The following is a 19,118-nucleotide window of genomic DNA, read 5'->3' as shown; positions in this document are numbered from 1 at the left end:
CGTGCTGCCGGCCAACGTCGGCAGCAACATGCAGCAGCAGCGTCTGGTCGAGGAACTGCGCAAGCAAGGCATCAGCGAGGAACGGGTGCTGGCGGCGATCGCCAAGGTGCCGCGGCACGAGTTCGTCGACGATGCGCTGAAGAACCGCGCCTACGAGAACAACGCGCTGCCGATCGGCCATGCGCAGACGATTTCGCAGCCTTACATCGTCGCGCTGATGACCCAGGTGCTGCTGACTTCCCGCAAGACGCCGTTGCGCGTGCTGGAGATCGGCACCGGTTGCGGTTACCAGACCGCGGTGCTGGCCGAGCTGGTGCAGACGGTGTTCACGGTCGAGCGCATCAAGCCGCTGTCCGAGCAGGCGCGCAAGCGATTGTCGGCGCTGCATTACCGCAACATCCATTTCGGCTATGCCGACGGCATGAACGGCTGGGCGCCGTATGCGCCGTATGACGGCATCATCGTCACTGCCGGTGCCGAATCCGTGCCTCCGGCGCTGATCCATCAGCTCGCGCCGGGCGGGCGCCTGGTGATCCCGGTCGGCCCGCAGGGCGGTCAGACCCTGAAGCTGCTTGAACGCCGTGGTGCCGGCGCGCGCGAACAGGACGTCAGTCGCGTCAGTTTTGTACCCTTGCTGCCAGGCAAGGCTTGATCAGGCTTCGAAGGTGAATCGCGCTATGCGTCCTAATGGTCCGAAAACCCTGCAGGTTCTTGCGCTGCTGAGCGCTGCGACGCTGAGCGGCTGCGCGGGCTGGTCGAGCTGGGAAGACGAACGCGAAGTGCCGGTGGTTGCGCCGCAGAACCAGACTGCGGTCAAGGACGGCGAATACCGCGTGCAGCGCGGCGATACCGTCTATTCGATCGCCTTTCGCAACAACGTCGATTTTCGCCAGCTCGCGGCCTGGAACAAGATCGGCAACGAATATCTGATCTATCCGGGCCAGCTGCTGCGCCTGTCGCAGCCGCCGCCGGAAAAGCGCTTCTCGGGCGAGATCGAATCGATCGGCATTGCCGACGTCAACATCGGCAAGCCGCAGCCGGTGACGCCCAACAGCGCACCACCGACCTTGACGCAGATGCCGCCGGTGCAGGAATACGATGAGCTGCCGCCCGCGGTCGCCGGCGACTACGCCTGGGTCTGGCCGGCCGAAGGCACGCTGCTGCGCAACTTCGCGCAGAGCAGCAACCGTGGCATGGACATCGGCGGCAAGAACGGCCAGCCGATCTTCGCCGCGGCCCCGGGGCGGGTGGTCTACAGCGGCAATGCGCTGAAGGGCTATGGCGAGTTGATCATCATCAAGCACGACGAGATGTACCTGTCGGCCTACGGTTACAACCGTTCGCGCCACGTCAAGGAAGGCGATCTGGTCACCGCCGGCCAGCCGATCGCCGAGATGGGCCGCGGGCCGGAGAACAAGCCGCTGCTGCACTTCGAAATCCGCAAGAGCGGCAAGCCGATCGATCCGGCGAGCAAGCTGGTCGGCTCGACGGCTTCGGCGAAGTAGAAACAGCTCGGCAAAACTGCCCCGCAAAAGCCTGCGCCGCCTAGCGCGGCGCTGCTTTGCAAGTTAAGGGGGGTGACCGGATAATACGGCCCCTTTTTCGTCCGCCGTCTGGACTTACCCCCGGGATCACTGTGAACACCGTCTTTCCGCGCATCGAGCGCCTGCCGCCCTACGTCTTCAATATCATCGGCGAGTTGAAGCAGGCGGCCCGAGCTAGGGGCGAGGACATCATCGACTTCGGCATGGGCAATCCCGACCAGCCGACGCCGCGCCACATCGTCGACAAGCTCGTCGAAGCCGCCGTGCGCGGCACCGACTCGGAATACGTCAAGCCCGAGCATCTCAACGAAGAGGGCACCCACACGCACCGCTACTCGGTGTCGAAGGGCGTGCCGCGCCTGCGCCGTGCGATCACGCGCTGGTACAAGAGCCGCTACGACGTCGAGCTCGACGCGACGTCCGAGGTCATCGCGACGATCGGTTCCAAGGAAGGCCTCGCGCATCTGGCCTTCGCGACGCTCGCTCCGGGCGATGTCGTCATGGTGCCGAATCCGGCATACCCGATTCATCCTTACGGCGTCGTCCTCGCCGGCGCCGACGTGCGTCATGTGCGCATGACGCCAGACGTCGACTTCTTCGAGGAACTCGAGCGGGCGATCAAGGAAACCTGGCCGGCGCCGAAGATGTTGATCCTCAACTTCCCCGGCAATCCGACCTCGCAGTGCGTCGATCTGGCCTTCTTCGAGAAAGCCGTCGCGCTATGCCGCGAGCACCAGATCTGGCTGGTTCACGATCTCGCCTACGCCGACATCGTGTTCGACGGTTACAAGGCGCCTTCGGTGCTGCAGGTGCCGGGCGCGAAGGACGTTGCGGTCGAGTTCTTCACGCTGTCGAAGTCCTACAACATGCCGGGCTGGCGCGTCGGCTTCATGGCCGGCAACCCGACACTGGTCGGCGCGCTGGCGCGCATGAAGTCCTACCTCGACTACGGCATGTTCACGCCGATCCAGGTCGCCGCCATCGCTGCGCTCGAAGGCCCGCAGGATTGCGTCAACGAAATCTGCGAGATGTACCGCTCGCGCCGCGACGTGCTGTGCGAAGGCTTGAATGCCGCCGGCTGGAAGGTCGAGAAGCCGAAGGCGACGATGTTCGTCTGGGCCGAGATTCCGGAGCCGTTCAAGAAGCTCGGTTCGATCGAGTTCGCCAAGCGCCTGCTCGATGAGGCCAAGGTCGCGGTGTCGCCGGGTATTGGCTTCGGCGAGTACGGCGACACGCATGTGCGCTTCGCGCTGATCGAGAACGAACACCGCACGCGCCAGGCGCTGCGCGGCATCAAGAAGATGCTCAAGGCCGGAGCGCCGGCATGACCGCGCCGGTCCGCGTTGGCGTCATCGGCCTGGGCACCGTCGGCCAGGGCGTGCTGCGCCTGCTCGCGAACAACGCCGCGGAAATTTCGCGTCGCGTCGGCCGGCCGGTGATCGTCACCGATGCGAATTCGCGCGACCTGAAGCGCGAGCGCGATTGCTCGCTGGAAGGCGTGCAGTTGTGGGAAGACGGCGTGCGCATGGTGCGCGAGGCCAAGATCGACATCGTTGTCGAGCTGATCGGTGGGCAGGGCACTGCACGCGATGTCACGCTCGCCGCGATTGCCGCCGGCAAGCCGGTGGTCACCGCCAACAAGGCGCTGCTCGCCGAGAACGGCAACGAGATCTTCGAGGCGGCGCGCAGCAAGGGCACGGTGGTAGCGTTCGAAGCCGCGGTAGCCGGAGGCATTCCTATCATCAAGGCGATCCGCGAAGGCCTCGCCGGCAACGTGATCCACGGCATCGCCGGCATCATCAACGGCACCTGCAATTACATCCTGACGCAGATGGCGGAGAAGGGTGAATCCTTCGCCGACGCGCTGGCGGCCGCGCAGAAGCTCGGCTATGCCGAGGCGGATCCGACTTTCGACGTTGAAGGCGTGGACGCTGCGCACAAGCTGTCGATTTTGGCCGCGATCGGTTTCGGCATGCCGCTGTCCTTCGACCGCGTCGCGATCGAAGGCATCACCAATGTCACGCCGGAAGACATCAAGATCGCGCAGGTCTTCGGCTATCGCATCAAGCTGCTCGGCATCGCCAAGCGCAGCGACAAGGGCGTCGAACTGCGCGTGCATCCGACGCTGATTCCGGAAGACCAGCTGATCGCCAAGGTCGACGGCGTGCTCAATGCCGTCGTCGTGCAGGGCAATGCCGTCGGTCAGGTTGGCTTCTACGGTCGCGGTGCCGGTGGCGATGCGACGGCGTCCGCAGTGGTGGCCGACATTCTCGACATCGCGCGCGCACTGACCGCCGATCCGAAACATGCCGTGCCGGCGCTGGCCTTCCAGCCGGAGGCGCTGCAGTCCTTGCCGGTGATCGAGCCGGCGCAGACCGCCAGCGCGATCTACCTGCGTCTGCGCGTTGCCGACGAGCCCGGCGTGCTGTCGCAGCTGACTGCGATCCTCGCCGCGCACGACATCAGCGTCGAGGCGATCCTGCAGCGCGAACCGCGCGGAGGCGACGATGCAACCGTCGCGCTGATCACGTCGGTCATCGCCGAGCATCATTTCTCCGCGGCGCTTGCCGAAATCCAGAAGCTGCCGTTCGTGCGCACGGGCGCCACCCGTTTCCGCGTCGAAAAGTTTTCCTAAGGTTTACAAGACATGACCCGTTACACCGGCCTCATCGATCAGTACCGCAAGCGTCTTCCTTTCGCCGACAACGTCCGCGCGATCGCGCTCAGCGAAGGCCGCACGCCGCTGATCAAGCTCGACAACCTGCCGCGCCAGGTGGGCTTCACCGGCGAGCTGTACGTCAAGTTCGAAGGTCTAAATCCGACCGGCTCGTTCAAGGACCGCGGCATGACCAGCGCGGTGACGCAGGCCGTGCATGAAGGCAGCAAGGCGATCATCTGCGCGTCGACCGGTAACACCTCGGCCGCCGCAGCTGCGTATGCGGCACGCGCCGGCATCACCGCGTTCGTGCTGATTCCGGAAGGCAAGATCGCACTCGGCAAGCTGGCGCAGGCGGTCGTGCATGGCGCGGTCGTCGTGCAGATCCAGGGCAACTTCGACGACGGCATGCGTCTGGTCAAGGAAGTCGCCGAGACCGCGCCGGTCGCTATCGTCAACTCGATCAATCCGTTCCGCCTGCAGGGCCAGAAGACCGCGGCGTTCGAGATCGTCGAAGCACTCGGCCGCGCGCCGGACATCCACGCGCTGCCGGTCGGCAACGCCGGCAACATCAGTGCGTACTGGATGGGCTACAAGGAAGCGACCGGCCAGCGCTCGACCGCGAGCATGGACGGCTACCTGATCGAAGCGTTCACCAAGAACCTGCCGAAGATGGCCGGCTATCAGGCCGCTGGCGCCGCGCCGTTCCTGCGCGGCGGTCCGGTCGCCGAGCCGGAGACAGTCGCGACCGCGATCCGCATCGGCAATCCGCAGTCCTGGGATCACGCCTGGGCGGCGCAGAAGGAATCCGGTGGCTGGTTCGACGAATGTACCGACGACGAGATCCTCGCGACGCAGCGCCTGCTTTCGGAGACCGAAGGCGTCTTCTGCGAGCCGGCATCGGCGACCTCGCTGTGCGGCGCGCTGCGCGACATCAAGAGCGGCAAGATCGCCCAGGGCTCGACGGTCGTCTGCACGCTGACCGGCAACGGCCTGAAGGATCCGGACATCGTCATGAAGGACGGTCTGCAGGGCCTGATCAAGGTCGCTGCCGAGCGCGGCGCGGTTGAGAAAGCGCTGCTGGCACGTCTCTAAGCAGTAGCCTGGATGAAATCCAGGTTTTGCGGCTTACGGCGAGCGCATATCCCGGATGGCATCCGGGCTATGGGGCTGGGCAGGACCGTTCAGCAGAATCTCGCTGATGTCGACTGAGCCCGTCATCCGCCGTCGCGCGGCGGGCCAGCCGGAGCTGCTTCCCTCATCGCTGCATCCGGTGCTGCGCCGCGTCTACGCGGCGCGCGGCATCCTGCCGGCTGATTTGTCGATGGAACTGGGTGAGCTGCTGCCGCCTTCCGGGTTGCTCGGCATCGACACTGCGGCTCGCATTCTTGCCGACGCCATCGAGCAGGCAACACCGATCGTCATTGCTGGCGACTACGACGCCGATGGCGCCACGGGAACCGCGCTCGCCGTGCTCGGCCTGCGCGCGCTCGGCGCGGCACGCGTCGACTACGTCGTTCCCGATCGCTTCCGCATGGGCTATGGTCTGTCTCCGGCGCTTGCCGAACTGGCGGCGACGACGGGCGCGAAGCTGCTGGTGACAGTCGACAATGGCATCGCCAGCGTTGCCGGCGTGGCGCGCGCGCAGGAGCTGGGCCTGCGCGTCGTCATCACCGATCATCACCTGCCCGGGCCGCAGCTGCCGGCCGCGGAGGCGATCGTCAATCCGAACCAGCCCGGCTGCGATTTCGCGTCGAAGGCATTGGCCGGCGTTGGCACGCTGTTCTATGTCCTGCTTGCGACACGCGCCGAGCTGCGTCGGCGTGGCGTGTTCGCGCAGCGGCCGGAACCGAACCTGTCGGATTCTCTCGATCTGGTCGCGCTCGGCACGGTCGCCGATCTGGTCAAGCTCGATCGCAACAACCGCATCCTTGTCGAGCAAGGGCTACGGCGGATTCGCGCCGGTCGTGCGCGACCGGGCTTGCTCGCACTGCTGCGCGTGGCCGGACGCGACGCGACGCGTTGCAGCGCCAGCGATCTGGGTTTCGCGCTCGGCCCGCGCATCAACGCAGCGGGGCGCCTCGACGACATGCGCACCGGCATTGAATGCCTGCTCGCGGCCGACGCAAGCAGCGCGGATCCGCTGGCGCGTGCGCTCGACGGGCTCAATCGCGAACGCCGCGAAGTGCAGGAGCAGATGCAGATCGATGCGCTGGAGCTGGTCGACGGTGCCGGCAGCGTCGGCCTGTCGCTGTTTCATCCGGATTGGCACGAGGGCGTCGTCGGTCTGGTCGCTTCCAAGGTCAAGGAGACGCGCCATCGACCGGTGATTGCGTTCGCACGCGCGCAGCAGGCCAATGAGCTCAAGGGCTCCGGGCGCTCGATCGCGGGCCTGCATCTGCGCGATGCGCTGGCGGCCATCGACGCGCAGCATCCTGGTCTCATTGCTCGCTTCGGCGGTCATGCGATGGCAGCGGGCCTGAGTCTCGACGCGGCGCGTCTGGACGAGTTCTCCACGGCTTTCGATCACATCTGCACCCAGCAGCTCGACGAAGCGGCGCTGCTGCGCATTGTCGAAACCGACGGCGCACTTTTTGGTGACGAGCTGAGCGTGGAGACCGCCACCGCGCTCGAGCATGCCGGCCCCTGGGGACAGGGCTTTGCCGAACCGCTGTTCGAGGGGCGCTTCGAAGTGCAGCAGTCGCGAATCGTCGGCAGCGGCGGCGATCACGTGAAATACACGCTCGGGCATCAGGGTGTCAGCGTTGGCGCGATCGATTTCGGCGGCGCCGAGCGTCGCTGCACGAGCGGTTTCGTCGAGCTGCTGTTTGTGCCCGCGGTCAATCGCTGGCAGGGCCGTGAAAGCCTGGATCTGCGGATCGTGCAGCTGCGCGCCGGCGCGGCGGTGTCGGGGCCGGCCTGACAGCGGCCGGGATTTGCGTTCCCGCGCAATGGCGGCATCATGCGGCCTGAGTCCATAGCCTCCGTCCGCCAATGACCCGCAATCCTTTGCCGTTCTCGCTTGGTTCTTCGTCACTGCCCCTGCTCATCGAGCCCGGGGAAATCAGCACCCAGGATCGTCTGGTCGAGTGGCTGAATGCCAATCGCGGCTGGGTGCGTGAGCAGTTGCTCAAGCACGGCGCGATGCTGTTCCGCGGCTTTGGCGTGAAGCACGTCGACGACGTCGAAACGGTGGCGCGGGCGATCGATCCCGAACTGAAGAACGAATACCTCGGCACCTCGCCGCGGCAGGCACTGAGCCGCAGCGGTTACGTGTTCTCGGCCAGCGAACTGCCGGGCTTCTATCCGATTCCCGCGCACAACGAGATGTCGTTCACCGCGCATCCGCCGGATCACATTTTCTTCGCCTGCACGATTGCGCCCGAGAAGTTCGGCGAGACGCCGCTGGTCGATTTCCGCGGCGTCTGGCGCGATCTCGATCCGGCGCTGCGCGAGCGCTGGACCAACAAGGGGCTGCGCATCATCCGCAATTACGCCGGGCCGGAGAGCCAGGGCAAGGATCTGTTCCAGCTCAAGAAGTGGACCGAGATCTTCAACACCACCGACCGTACCGAGATCGAACGCATCTGCGCGCGCGAGGGGTTCACGGCGCAGTGGAAGCCGGGTGGCAGCCTGGCGCTGATCAGCGAGCACAAGCCGGTGCATGCGCATCCGAAGACTGGGGTCCCGGTCTGGTTCAATCACGTGCAGGTATTCCACCTCGATGCCGGTCACACCGAGTACTTCCGCATCTTCAGGAAGCGTCCGACCTGGGCGCATTTCCGCTTCTGGCTGCTCGCGCGCGCACTGAGCGCCTGGAAGCAGTTCACGGTGAAACCGGAGGATCAGGCGATGCATGCCACGTTCGCCGACGGCAGCCCGATCCCCGCCGCCGACCTGCGCCGGGTCTTCGATGCGATGTGGAAGAACATGGTCGTCACGCCCTGGAAGCTGGGCGATATCGTCGCGATCGACAACCGCTCGATCGGTCACGGCCGGCTGCCGTTCAAGGGTCCGCGCGAGATCGTCGTCGCCTGGTCGTAAGCGCTTTCTGACGCGCGTTCTAAGTTATATCTACCCTCGCGGTACGGGGCTGCGCTGCCTACGATAGCCGCCACAGAGCGATCCATCGCATGAGGGGAGTCACAGTGCGCATTTTGAAGACGGGCCTGGCGGCCGTGCTGTCTGTCGTTTTGCTGTCGGCCTGCGGTAGTTCGGACCCGGTGGGGCAGGGTTCAGGTTCCGGCGGTCTCGTCGGCGCTCCGCAGACGAAATACGACCTGGCCAACCGCTGCTTCGCACTGCGTTCGCTCGACAGCAAGCAGTACGTTGCGCGCTCCGGTGACGGCTATGCGGCCAGCGCCGAGCGGCTTGTCGATGCAGAGCGCTTCTATCTGAAGCCGACGGCGCTGGGCAAGTACCTGCTCCACACGCCTGAGAGCACCCTACTGTCCGGTCGTGACGGCAGCGTGACGACGGCGGAACAGCCGTCGGACGAATGCAACTGGACGGTCGAAGCGACGTCGCCGGGCAAGTACACGGCGCAGCTTGAATCGGAAGGGCAGTCGCTCGCCGCCAACGAACAGGGCCAACTGGTGCTGGGCAGCACGCCGGCCGGTTTCGCTTTCGTGCCGGCAGCCGGTTGCGAACCGTATCCCGAAATTTCCACCGACTCGGTCGGCGAGACCTACAAGGGTCGCGGCGTCAACCAGCCGGTTGTCGGTTTTGCCGAAGTGCACACGCACATGGCGATGGGCCACGAGATGTCGGACGGCAGCGGCAACGTCGGCCCGGCCGCCGGTGGCGTGCTGTACGGCCAGATGTACAACCGCTTCGGCGCGCCGGTCGCACTGGAAAATTGCCAGGCCTACCACGGTGTCAACGGCCTGCAGGATCCGGAAGCGCTGATCCTCGACTTCACGCCGCTGAAGATGCACGACACGCAGGGCTGGCCGAGCTTCGTCGACTGGCCGGGCAACGTCTCGCAGCTGCACCAGGCGATGTACTACAAGTGGGTCGAGCGTGCCTGGAAGTCGGGCTTGCGCATCATGGTGTCGGAAGGCACCAACATCGCCGCGCTGTGCGAAGTGGCGCGCATCTACGCGACGACGATCAATCCGGCGGCACTGGCTTACGACTGCAACGACATGAGCCTGGGCATCAACCAGGTGAAGTACCTGAAGACGCTGCAGGACTACGTTGACGCGCAGGAAGGCGGTCCGGGCAAGGGCTGGTTCCGCATCGTCGGCGATCCGGCGCAGGCGCGGCAGGTCATCAACGAAGGCAAGCTCGCCGTCGTGCCGGGCCTGGAGTTCTCCAACCTGTTCGATTGCACGAGCAAATCGGTGCTCGGCATCGGCGAAGTCGCCGGCTGCACCGAGGCCGACATCGATCGCCAGATCGACGAGGTCTGGGAACTGGGTGTGCGCGAGCTGTTCCCGTACCACGACGTCGACAGCGCACTCGGCGGCACCGGCATCTTCAACGGCCTGGTGCTCAACCTCGTCGGCTTCTGGGGCACCGGACATTTCTGGGATACCTACGACTGCCCGGATGGCGGTCAGGGTGAAACCTATTTCTACGACGCCGGCGCTGTCATGACGACCGCGATTCCGGGCACCGGCAACGATCCGCTGACGGACATCGTGCTCGGTACGCTCGGCGGCACGCTGCCGCTGTATCCGCCGGACCGTCGCCAGTGCAATGCGCGCGGCATGACCGAACTCGGCCATTACACCGTGCAGAAGCTGATGGACAAGAAGTTCATCATCGACATCGACCACGCCGAGCTGTCGATCAAGCAGGACATGATCGACATGGCCAAGGCGCAGAACCCGCCGTATCCGCTGATCTCGGCGCATGGCGGCCACGGCGGTATCTCGAACGAGCAGGCCAAGGACATCCTCGCACTCGGCGGCCTGATCTATCCGTTCAAGCCGAACGGCAAGGGCCACGTCGAGTTCATCGAGAAGCTCAAGCCGATCTGGCAGGCCGCCGGCCGCACCGATCCGATCGCCGTCGGCTACGGCATGGATGCCAACGGCATTGCCGATCGCGCCGGTCCGCGCGGCGCCGGCTCCGCGCCGGTGAGCTATCCGTTCACCCTGTTCCAGGGCGAGGACTGGGGTTCGCAGTTCTCCGGCATCAAGCCGGTGACCTTCAACCTGCAGACGATTCCGGAGAGCGGCAAGACCTGGAACGTCGACGAAGTCGGTACCGCGCACTACGGCATGGTGGCGGACTACGTCGAGGAAATCCGTCTCGAAGGCGGCCGCGAAGCGCTCGACGCGCTGTACAACTCGGCGGAAGCCTATCTGCAGATGTGGGAGCAGACGGTCGACCGCTAAGGCGGCCGATCGGACCGCATCATGGCTAGGATCGGCATTTTCTTTCTGCTCGCAGCGGCGCTGTTGACCGGCTTGTGGGCGCTGCTGCGGCCGATCGCAACGCCTCCGGCCGCTGTCGCTGTGGCAACGCCCGCAGCAACAGCGGCGCCGGAGAGCGGCGAAGCGCAGGTGGTCACTGCGATCGTCGCGGCGCCAAAGCGCTTCACACTCGAGCCGGGCAATCCGGCGGCGCCGAAGGTGATGCAGGTGCAGGCTGGCGACGACGTCGAGCTGAGCATCACGACGCGCGAGAACGACGAACTGCATCTGCATGGCTACGACCTGGCGCTGCCGCTGCGTGCCGGTGAGCCGGGCACCTTGCGCTTCGTCGCGCTGCACGCCGGTCGTTTCGAGCTGGAGCTGCATCACGCCCACGCCGAGCTCGGCGTGCTCGAAGTGCTGCCGCGTTGAGGGCACTGCGGCTCGGCCTTGCCGCCGTTGCCGCCGCGGCACCTTCAGCCGCCGCGGCGCATTCGTTCGGCCGCATCTACAACCTGCCGGTGCCGTTCTGGCTTTACGCCTACGGCGCGGCGGCCGCGTTGCTGCTGTCGTTCCTGATCGCCGCCTGGTTCGCAACCGCGCCGCAGCCGCATCGCAAGCCCTGGTCCGTCGATCTGGGGCGCACTGCGTTTGCGCAGGCCTTGCGTCGTCTGCGGCTGCGGCCTGTCCTGCAAGGGCTCGCGCTGTTCTGCCTGCTGCTGTGCCTGTTGACCGGTTTCTTCGGCAGCCGCGATCCTTACCGCAATTTCAACATGACCTTTTTCTGGGTCGTGTTCGTGCTGGGCTTCGCCTATCTCACCGCGCTGATCGGCGATCTGTATGCGGCGATCAATCCCTGGCGGACGCTGGCGATGTTGATCGCTCGCGTCTGGCCCGCCTATTCGCAGGGACGTTTCGAGTATCCGCGACGGCTGGCGTACTGGCCGGCGCTGGCGCTGTTCATGCTGTTCATCTGGGTTGAGCTGTTCTCCTTCACGCGGCCGTTCTCGCTGGCGCAGTGGCTCAGCGGCTACACGGTGTTGAATCTGCTGGCGGTGTGGCTGTTCGGCGCTGCCGCATGGTTCCGCCATGGCGAGTTCTTCTCGGTGTTCCTGACGCTGACCGCGCGCATGGCGCCGATCGATTACGCGCCGGGACAACATCTGCGATTGCGCATGCCCTTTGCCGGCCTGCTGCAGCATCGCGCCGCCGCCTGGAGCCTGCTGGTCTTCGTGCTGTTCATGCTGTCGTCGACTGCTTTCGACGGCCTGCGCGCAACCAAGGCCTGGTACATGCTGTTCTGGGGCGATATCGGTGGCTACTGGACGCAGCTGCTCGGTGCGCCGCCGATCCACCTCTATCCTCAGCTGCGCCCCTGGTATCTGGTCTTCGAAACCCTGTGCCTGATCCTGTCGCCATTCCTGTATCTCGGCGTGTATCTGATCTTCGTCGCGCTGGCGAAGTGGCTGGGTCGCAGCGCCTGTAGCGTGCGCGAACTGGCTCTGGCGTTTGCACATTCGCTGTTGCCGATCGCGCTGGTCTACCACATCACCCACTACTACACCCTGATCCTGACGCAGGGCGTGAAGATCATCAGCCTGCTGTCCGATCCGTTCGGCTATGGCTGGAACCTGTTCGGCACCGCAGGTCTTTTTCGCGCGCCGTTCCTGCCCGATCTCGGGCTGGTCTGGCATACGCAGGTCGGCCTGATCCTGTTCGGCCACATCGTCAGCGTCTGGATCGCGCACGTCGAGGCGCTGCGCCTGTTCCCGACGCGCGGTCGTGCGCTGCTGAGTCAGATTCCGATGCTGTTGCTGATGGTCCTGTTCACGACCTTCGGCCTGTGGATCCTCGCGCAGCCCATCCAGGGGCGTTGATCTTAGGCTTGTGCATTGGCCAAGCTGTCTGCCTGCATGACTCCGGGTGCGTGGACGTCGACCACTCCATCGGCGTGGCGGCTTGCCAGCACACCAAGGCCTCCAGCCCGGACTATGCTGTGCCTGTTGCCAAGGCCGTCGCAGGAAGCGGACAACAGGCATGCGGCGACGCCGCGATGGGTACGCAAGGGAGTGGTTCCATGGACGGATGGCTGGATGGCGCTGTGAATTTCATCGGCTGGCTCGGCCCCGCCTGGGATCGTGCGACCGAACAGCTCGGGTTTGATCCTGCATGGTTGCTGCCTGCCGCGATGTTCGGCTATTTCGTTTTCATGTTGCCCAACACCCGTCGCGGCGCCGGGGACATAGATCAACAGCAAAGGTGTATCAGCCAGCTATTGGGCGACGTACAAGATCAGTCGGATCGCACAGCGGCGGGTGAGCAGCGCCGGGCTGCCGCGAAGCGCGAACTGGCGCTTGAGCTGGAGAATCTGAAAAAGGGAATCTCAAAATCGCCAAAGCCTGAAGACTGAGGCGCGCTGAGCAGATGTCTTGGGGTGACGATCGGCAGCGGTTCAGGCGCTCACGGACAGATCGAACACCGGTTCCTCGGACATGTCCTGCGACGGAATGATGACGTTCAGCTGCCACTGGATGCCGCTGTCTGCGAAACCAATCAGTTCCACACTGGCCTCCGGGAAGGGCAGACGCAGAGCGATGCCCAGCTCAGGCTGGATTCGCGACGCACTCAGTGTCCACGTGGTTTGCCACAGCGTCTCGATCTGCCCGCTTGCCGTGGAGCCGCGATTGATGCGGATACAGCGCAGGCAGCACGTCAGGTCGCCAGCCAGGATGCGCTCGCGACTGGGAAACAGAGTTGCGTCGGCTGTTTGTCCCAAGCTGTAGCTGTGGTTGGGGACTTCGAGTTGCCAGCTGCCGTATCGCATGGTGCGCAATAAGCTTCGGACGCCGAAATACGTCAGCAGGGCTCCCATCAGCAGAAACGGCGTCATTGCCGCATAGAAGAACCCGCTATCGCGACCTTCCTGCCTCATCAACGTGATGAAGATGCCGATCACTGCAGAGGTGAGGATGCCGGCAACCGTCATGCCGACAAACATCAGTGGCGCGTGCGACTTGATCCGCATTGGCTATCTCCAGGGCGTCGTTGCTCTGGAGTCTATAGCCCTGATTCAGGTGCGCCGCAAGCAAGGCCTGACTCGCTGACCGGCTTGGGCATTCTGCGCAGGCTGGCAATCAACCACGGGCGCGTGGCAGCCCGGCTTCCCGGACTGTTCCGCCTAAGGTGCTTTGCCGACCGGCACGCCGTTGCGCGGTTGAACGACGGCCAGATGCTGCGCCAGACGCGTCGCCGCGAAGCCGGTCGTGACGCCGCCGATCAGCGCCGGCAGGAAGGCGTAGAAGCCGATGTTGCCGGCCAGTTGCCCGAGAATCAGAAAGAACACCCCGAAGCCAATCAGGCCGGTCAGGAAGCCGCGCAGCGTCAGCAGCAGTGCATCGCGGCCAGCCGTTGCGAATGTGAACGCCGGAATGACGACGGCGGCGACCGGCGCGCCGGACAGGATGCCGGTCAGTTCCGGGCCGAGCAGACCGGAGGCCGTGGCGAGGCTGAAGACCAGCACTGCCGCAGCGCCCATGCGCGCGAGCAGTTCCGCCGGCGGCAGCTTCACTCGCGCCGGCAGTTCGCGCGGCACCGGCAGCAGGTAGCGCGCGGCGAGCCACAGTGCGGGCAGGGAGGCGATACCGAACCACAGCGACAGCCCGAGACCGCAGGCTTCGATCAGAAGCGCGGCGCCGAGATAGCAGACCCAGCCGAAGGGGATCGCTGCATACCAGCGCCAGCGTGCGCTGACGAAGCCGACGACGAGCATGTAGACGATGTTGGCCCACAACCCGGCGGGTGCGGCACGCGCCGCGGTTTCCGCGTAGCCGGTGCCATGACTGAGCCAGACCGCGAGTACAACCGGTGCGCCGACCAGCGGCAGGCCGCCCATCAGCCCCGCGATGTTCGGTCCCCAGCGGCGGCCGGCGAGGCTCGCAAAACCGATCAGCACCGGCGCCGCGAACAGCTTGACGCCGAGTGCGGCGCTGAACATCGTCAGCTGAAGAGCTTGTTGACCTTGAGCAGGCCGCCGACGAGCTGGTCGATGTCGTCGCGATCGTTGTAGACCGCGATCGATGCGCGCGCGGTGCCGGGGATCGCGAAGCGCTGCATCAGCGGCATCGTGCAGTGATGGCCGGTGCGGATCGCGACGCCTTCCATGTCGAGGATGCTGCCGATGTCGGCCGGATGCGGGCCGTCCATGACGAAGGACAGGATGCCGCCCTTGTTGGCGGCGGTGCCGATCAGGCGCAGGCCCGGTACTTCCTGCATCTTCTGCGTGGCGTACTCCAGTACGGCATGCTCGTGCGCGGCGACGGCATCGAGCCCGACGCGATCCAGCCATTCGATTGCCGCGGCGCAGCCGACGGCGCCGGCCATGTCCGGTGTGCCGGCTTCGAACTTGTACGGCACGTCGTTCCAGGTGCTGCCTTCGAACGCGACGGTGCGGATCATGTCGCCGCCGCCCTGCCAGGGCTGCATCGCTTCGAGATGCTCGCGCTTGGCGTACAGCACGCCGAAACCGGTTGGGCCGTAGAGCTTGTGGCTGGAGAAGGCGTAGAAGTCGACGTCGAGCGCCTTGACGTCGACGCGCAGATGCGCAACCGCCTGCGCGCCGTCGACGAGCACCGGAATGCCGCGCTGGTGCGCTTCGGCAATCATCTCGGCAACCGGATTCACCGTGCCTAGCGAGTTCGACACATGGACGATCGCAACGAGGCGCGTGCGCGGGCTCAGCAGCTGCTTCCAGGCGGCAAGGTCGAGACTGCCGTCGTCGAGCACCGGTGCGGCGACGACGTTCGCGCCGGCGAGCTGCCACGGCACGATGTCCGAGTGATGCTCCATGCCAGTGACGAGCACTTCATCGCCGGGCTGGATGCGCGGCTGCAGATAGCTGCGGGCGACGAGATTGATCGCCTCGGTCGTGCCGCGGGTGAAGACGACTTCTTCGCGCTGTGCGTTGAGGAACTTTGCGATGCGGTCGCGCGCGCCTTCGTAAGCGCTGGTCGCGCGCGCCGCGAGTTCGTGGACGGCGCGGTGGACGTTGGCGTTCTGCCGGCGATAGTAATTGTCGAGCGCCTGCAGCACCGCTTCCGGCTTCTGCGTCGTCGCGCCATTGTCGAGATAGGCGAGGCGCTTGCCGTTGACCTTCTCGGCAAGGATCGGGAACTGCGCGCGGATCGCCGCGATGTCGAGCCCGCTCATTGCAGTGCCTCGATCTGTTCGCCGCCCGGCAGCTGGCGCAGCAGACGCTTGGCGACGCGTGTGCGTACGTCCTCGTGACGGATCTTCTCCAGCACCTCGAAGGCGAAGGTCCAGGTCAGCAGCGAGCGCGCTTCGGCTTCGGGGATGCCGCGCGAGCGCAGGTAGAACATGGCGGTCTTGTCGAGCTGGCCGAAGGTCGCGCCGTGCGCGCATTTGACGTCATCGGCGTAGATCTCCAGCTCCGGCTTGGCGTTGATGACCGCGCCGGGCGACAGGATCAGGTTGGCGATGCGCTGTTCGGAGTCGGTCTTCTGCGCATCCTTGTGGACGCGGATCATGCCGTTGAACACGGCGTGTGCCTTGTCGCGCGCGATGCCGCGGAAGGATTCGCGGCTCGTGCAATGCGGCGCGCGATGCTCGATCCAGGTGTGATTGTCGACATGGCCGCGATCGGTCGGTGCGTAGAGACCATGCACGTGCACGGCGGCGCCGGGCTCGAACAGGTCGACATGCAGATCGTGGCGCGACAGCTTGCCGCCGAGATCGACGCTGACGACATCCGCCGTCGCATCGCGCGCGATACGCAAGCGGACACGGGTCAGGCGGTGCGCCTCGGCGCCGGCGTCGCTGACGCGGATCAGATGCAGGCGCGCGCCGGCCTGGACGTCGATGTCGGCGAAGATCGTCTGGAACGGCGCATCGCCAGAGGTGTTGAGGATCAGCGTCGCTTCGCTGTTGCGTTCAAGCACCAGGCGATGACGCTGGTGGGCGCGCTGCTCGGGACGGATCGGATCGGCGACGACGTCGTTGGCGGCAATCCGGCGGTCGACGCCACCCGCGGCGAAGGCGCGGTTGAAGGCATCGAGGCCGTCGGTGAATTCCGCGGTCGAGTTTTCCTCGGTGGCCTGATCCGGTTGCAGCGCTTCGACCGGCAGGGCGGCGAGCGGTGAAAGATCGGTGTATTGCCAGTCTTCAAGCGTGTTGGACGGCAGGCCCTGCGCGAGAAAGGCGTCGAACGCCGCGCGGCGCAGCGGCGTCTGCGCAGCCGCAGGCAGCGCGTCGAAGGCGCTGCGGAAATGATCCAGGTTGCTCATCAGGCGGCCTGTTGAATCCAGCCGTAGCCCTTTTCTTCGAGCTCGCGCGCCAAGTCCGGGCCGCCGGATTTGACGATGCGGCCGCCGGCGAGCACGTGAACGTAATCCGGCTGCACGTAATCGAGCAGACGCTGGTAGTGCGTGACCAGCAGCACCGCGCGATTCTCCGAACGCATCAGGTTGATGCCTTCGGAAACGATCTTCAGCGCGTCGATATCGAGGCCGGAGTCGGTTTCGTCGAGCACCATCAGCTTGGGCTCAAGCACCAGCATCTGCAGAATCTCGTTGCGCTTCTTTTCGCCGCCCGAGAATCCTTCGTTGACGCCGCGCGACAGCATCGCCGGGTCCATCTTCATCTGCTTGACGCGGTGGCGCACCCAGGCGATGAAGTCGTTGGCCGCCATCTCTTCCTCGTCGCGCTGCTTGCGTTGCGCATTGAGGGCGGCCTTCAGGAAGACCATGTTGGAGACGCCGGGAATCTCGACCGGATACTGGAAGCCGAGAAAGATGCCTTGCGCGGCGCGCTGCTCGGGATCGAGTTCAAGCAGATCCTTGCCGTCGAACTGCACCGTGCCGCTGGTGACGGTGTAGTCCTCATGACCGGCGAGGAGCTTCGACAGCGTCGATTTGCCGGAGCCGTTCGGGCCCATGATGGCGTGCACTTCACCGGCGTTGATGCGCAGCGAAATGCCCTTGAGGATTTCCTTGCCGTCGATGCGGGCGTGAATGTTCTGGATATCAAGCATGGTGTTTATGGCTCGGGCCTGCGGCCCTGGCTATGAGGTTCGATCAGCCGACGGAACCTTCGAGTGAGACGGAAAGCAGCTTCTGCGCCTCGACGGCGAATTCCATCGGCAGCTCCTTGAAGACGTCCTTGCAGAAGCCGTTGACGATCATCGACACGGCGTCTTCTTCCTTGATGCCGCGCGAGCGTGCGTAGAACAACTGGTCTTCGCCGATCTTCGACGTCGTCGCCTCGTGCTCGAGGATGGCCGTCGGATTGCGGATCTCGGTGTACGGGAAGGTGTGTGCACCGCACTGGTCGCCGATCAGCAGCGAATCGCACTGCGTGTGGTTGCGCGCACCTTCGGCAGAGGGCAGCACGCGGACCAGGCCGCGATACGACTGCTGGCCATGGCCGGCGGCGATGCCCTTGGAGACGATCGTCGAGCGCGTGTTGCGGCCGATGTGGATCATCTTGGTGCCGGTGTCGGCCTGCTGACGATGATGCGTCAGCGCGACCGAATAGAACTCGCCAACCGAATCGTCGCCGCGCAGGATGCAGCTCGGGTATTTCCAGGTGATCGCCGAGCCGGTCTCGACCTGCGTCCAGCTGATCTTGCTGCGCGGGCCGCGGCAGTCGCCGCGCTTGGTGACGAAGTTGTAGATGCCGCCAACGCCGTTCTCGTCGCCCGGATACCAGTTCTGCACCGTTGAGTACTTGATCTGCGCATCGTCGAGCGCGACCAGTTCAACGACCGCGGCATGCAGCTGGTTCTCGTCGCGCTGCGGCGCGGTGCAGCCTTCGAGATAGCTGACGTGCGAACCTTCCTCGGCGACGATCAGCGTGCGCTCGAACTGGCCGGTGTTGCGTTCGTTGATGCGGAAATACGTGCTCAGCTCCATCGGGCAGCGCACGCCCTTGGGAATGAACACAAAGGAGCCGTCGGTGAAGACCGCCGAGTTCAGCGCGGCATAGAAGTTGTCGGCGAACGGCACGACGGTGCCGAGATACTTCTTGACCAGTTCCGGATGCTCGCGCACGGCTTCGGAGATCGAGCAGAAGATCACGCCGGCTTCGGCGAGCTTCTTGCGGAACGTGGTGCCGACCGAGACCGAGTCGAAAACGACGTCGACCGCGACCTGCGGCTGCACGCCGGCGAGCATTTCCTGTTCGCGCAGCGGAATGCCGAGCTTCTTGTAGGTCTCAAGCAGCTTGGGGTCGACTTCATCCAGCGACTTCGGCGCGTCCTTCATCGACTTCGGTGCCGAGTAGTAGGAAATCGCCTGGTAGTCGATCTGCGGGTAGTGCACATGCGCCCAGGTCGGCTGCGTCATCTTCAGCCAGCGGCGGTAGGCCTTGAGGCGGAACTCCAGCAGCCATTCCGGCTCGTTCTTGCGCGCGGAAATCGTGCGGACGACGTCCTCGTCGAGGCCGGGCGGGATCGTTTCGGAATCCACATCGGTGATGAAACCGGCCTCGTAGGTCCGGTTCGCGATCAGTTTGTGGACGTCTGTGGCTTTGGCGGACATC

At 65.1% G+C, this 19,118-nt stretch carries 17 protein-coding genes; 11 read left to right on the top strand and 6 right to left on the bottom strand.

What is annotated here, in order from left to right; translation table 11 throughout:
• Positions 1-28 precede the first annotated feature (28 nt).
• From AC3WUF_RS14005 to AC3WUF_RS13955, 11 genes are all read left to right on the top strand, one after another.
• Positions 29-652, top strand: coding sequence for a protein-L-isoaspartate(D-aspartate) O-methyltransferase (locus tag AC3WUF_RS14005; RefSeq protein ID WP_492427198.1), 624 nt, complete (start codon positions 29-31; stop codon positions 650-652).
• Positions 653-677: 25 nt separating this feature from the next.
• Positions 678-1,505 (top strand): peptidoglycan DD-metalloendopeptidase family protein, encoded by an 828-nt coding sequence (locus AC3WUF_RS14000; protein ID WP_492426587.1) that lies wholly within the window; start codon positions 678-680, stop codon positions 1,503-1,505.
• Between the two features lie 131 nt (positions 1,506-1,636).
• Positions 1,637-2,872, top strand: coding sequence for an alanine transaminase (gene alaC / locus AC3WUF_RS13995; RefSeq protein ID WP_492426585.1), 1,236 nt, complete (start codon positions 1,637-1,639; stop codon positions 2,870-2,872).
• The gene (locus AC3WUF_RS13990; protein WP_492426583.1) at positions 2,869-4,179 is read left to right on the top strand and encodes a homoserine dehydrogenase; all 1,311 of its coding nucleotides are present in this window, start codon (positions 2,869-2,871) and stop codon (positions 4,177-4,179) included. The genes alaC and AC3WUF_RS13990 overlap by 4 nt, the downstream gene beginning before the upstream one ends.
• A 12-nt stretch (positions 4,180-4,191) precedes the next feature.
• Positions 4,192-5,295: a threonine synthase gene (gene thrC / locus AC3WUF_RS13985; protein WP_492426581.1), complete on the top strand. Its 1,104-nt coding sequence runs from the start codon at positions 4,192-4,194 to the stop codon at positions 5,293-5,295.
• Positions 5,296-5,401: 106 nt separating this feature from the next.
• Entirely contained in the window at positions 5,402-7,123 is a 1,722-nt protein-coding gene (recJ, locus tag AC3WUF_RS13980) for a single-stranded-DNA-specific exonuclease RecJ (RefSeq protein WP_492426579.1), read from the top strand.
• Between the two features lie 71 nt (positions 7,124-7,194).
• Positions 7,195-8,244: a TauD/TfdA family dioxygenase gene (locus tag AC3WUF_RS13975; protein WP_492426577.1), complete on the top strand. Its 1,050-nt coding sequence runs from the start codon at positions 7,195-7,197 to the stop codon at positions 8,242-8,244.
• Positions 8,245-8,348: 104 nt separating this feature from the next.
• Positions 8,349-10,547, top strand: a complete 2,199-nt coding sequence (locus tag AC3WUF_RS13970) for a peptidase M19 (protein WP_492426575.1) — start codon at positions 8,349-8,351, stop codon at positions 10,545-10,547.
• Positions 10,548-10,568: 21 nt separating this feature from the next.
• Positions 10,569-10,997, top strand: a complete 429-nt coding sequence (locus AC3WUF_RS13965) for a cupredoxin domain-containing protein (RefSeq protein ID WP_492426573.1) — start codon at positions 10,569-10,571, stop codon at positions 10,995-10,997.
• Positions 10,994-12,442 carry a hypothetical protein gene (locus tag AC3WUF_RS13960; protein WP_492426571.1) on the top strand — a complete coding sequence of 483 codons (1,449 nt, stop codon included), beginning with the start codon at positions 10,994-10,996 and terminating at the stop codon, positions 12,440-12,442. Before AC3WUF_RS13965 ends, AC3WUF_RS13960 begins: the two co-directional genes overlap by 4 nt.
• Positions 12,443-12,492: 50 nt before the next feature.
• Positions 12,493-12,975: a hypothetical protein gene (locus AC3WUF_RS13955; RefSeq protein ID WP_492426569.1), complete on the top strand. Its 483-nt coding sequence runs from the start codon at positions 12,493-12,495 to the stop codon at positions 12,973-12,975.
• A 42-nt stretch (positions 12,976-13,017) separates the two neighbouring features.
• Here the strand turns inward: AC3WUF_RS13955 and AC3WUF_RS13950 are convergent, their stop codons facing one another.
• From AC3WUF_RS13950 to sufB, 6 genes are all read right to left on the bottom strand, one after another.
• Positions 13,018-13,590, bottom strand: a complete 573-nt coding sequence (locus AC3WUF_RS13950) for a hypothetical protein (protein ID WP_492426567.1) — start codon at positions 13,588-13,590, stop codon at positions 13,018-13,020.
• Positions 13,591-13,743: 153 nt separating this feature from the next.
• Complete coding sequence (locus AC3WUF_RS13945) at positions 13,744-14,559, bottom strand: hypothetical protein (protein WP_492426565.1); 816 nt, start codon at positions 14,557-14,559, stop codon at positions 13,744-13,746.
• A 2-nt stretch (positions 14,560-14,561) separates the two neighbouring features.
• A complete protein-coding gene (locus AC3WUF_RS13940; protein WP_492426563.1) occupies positions 14,562-15,770 on the bottom strand; it encodes a cysteine desulfurase in 1,209 nt (402 codons plus the stop codon).
• Entirely contained in the window at positions 15,767-16,864 is a 1,098-nt protein-coding gene (gene sufD, locus AC3WUF_RS13935) for a Fe-S cluster assembly protein SufD (RefSeq protein WP_492426561.1), read from the bottom strand. The genes AC3WUF_RS13940 and sufD overlap by 4 nt, the downstream gene beginning before the upstream one ends.
• Positions 16,864-17,610: a Fe-S cluster assembly ATPase SufC gene (sufC, locus tag AC3WUF_RS13930; RefSeq protein ID WP_492426559.1), complete on the bottom strand. Its 747-nt coding sequence runs from the start codon at positions 17,608-17,610 to the stop codon at positions 16,864-16,866. The genes sufD and sufC overlap by 1 nt, the downstream gene beginning before the upstream one ends.
• Before the next feature lie 43 nt (positions 17,611-17,653).
• Positions 17,654-19,117, bottom strand: coding sequence for a Fe-S cluster assembly protein SufB (gene sufB / locus AC3WUF_RS13925; protein WP_492426557.1), 1,464 nt, complete (start codon positions 19,115-19,117; stop codon positions 17,654-17,656).
• Between the last annotated feature and the right edge of the window lies 1 nt (position 19,118).

The sequence above is a fragment of the Fontimonas sp. FW305-C-3 genome, from assembly GCF_058783185.1.
This window is presented reverse-complemented; position numbering and strand designations above follow the sequence as displayed.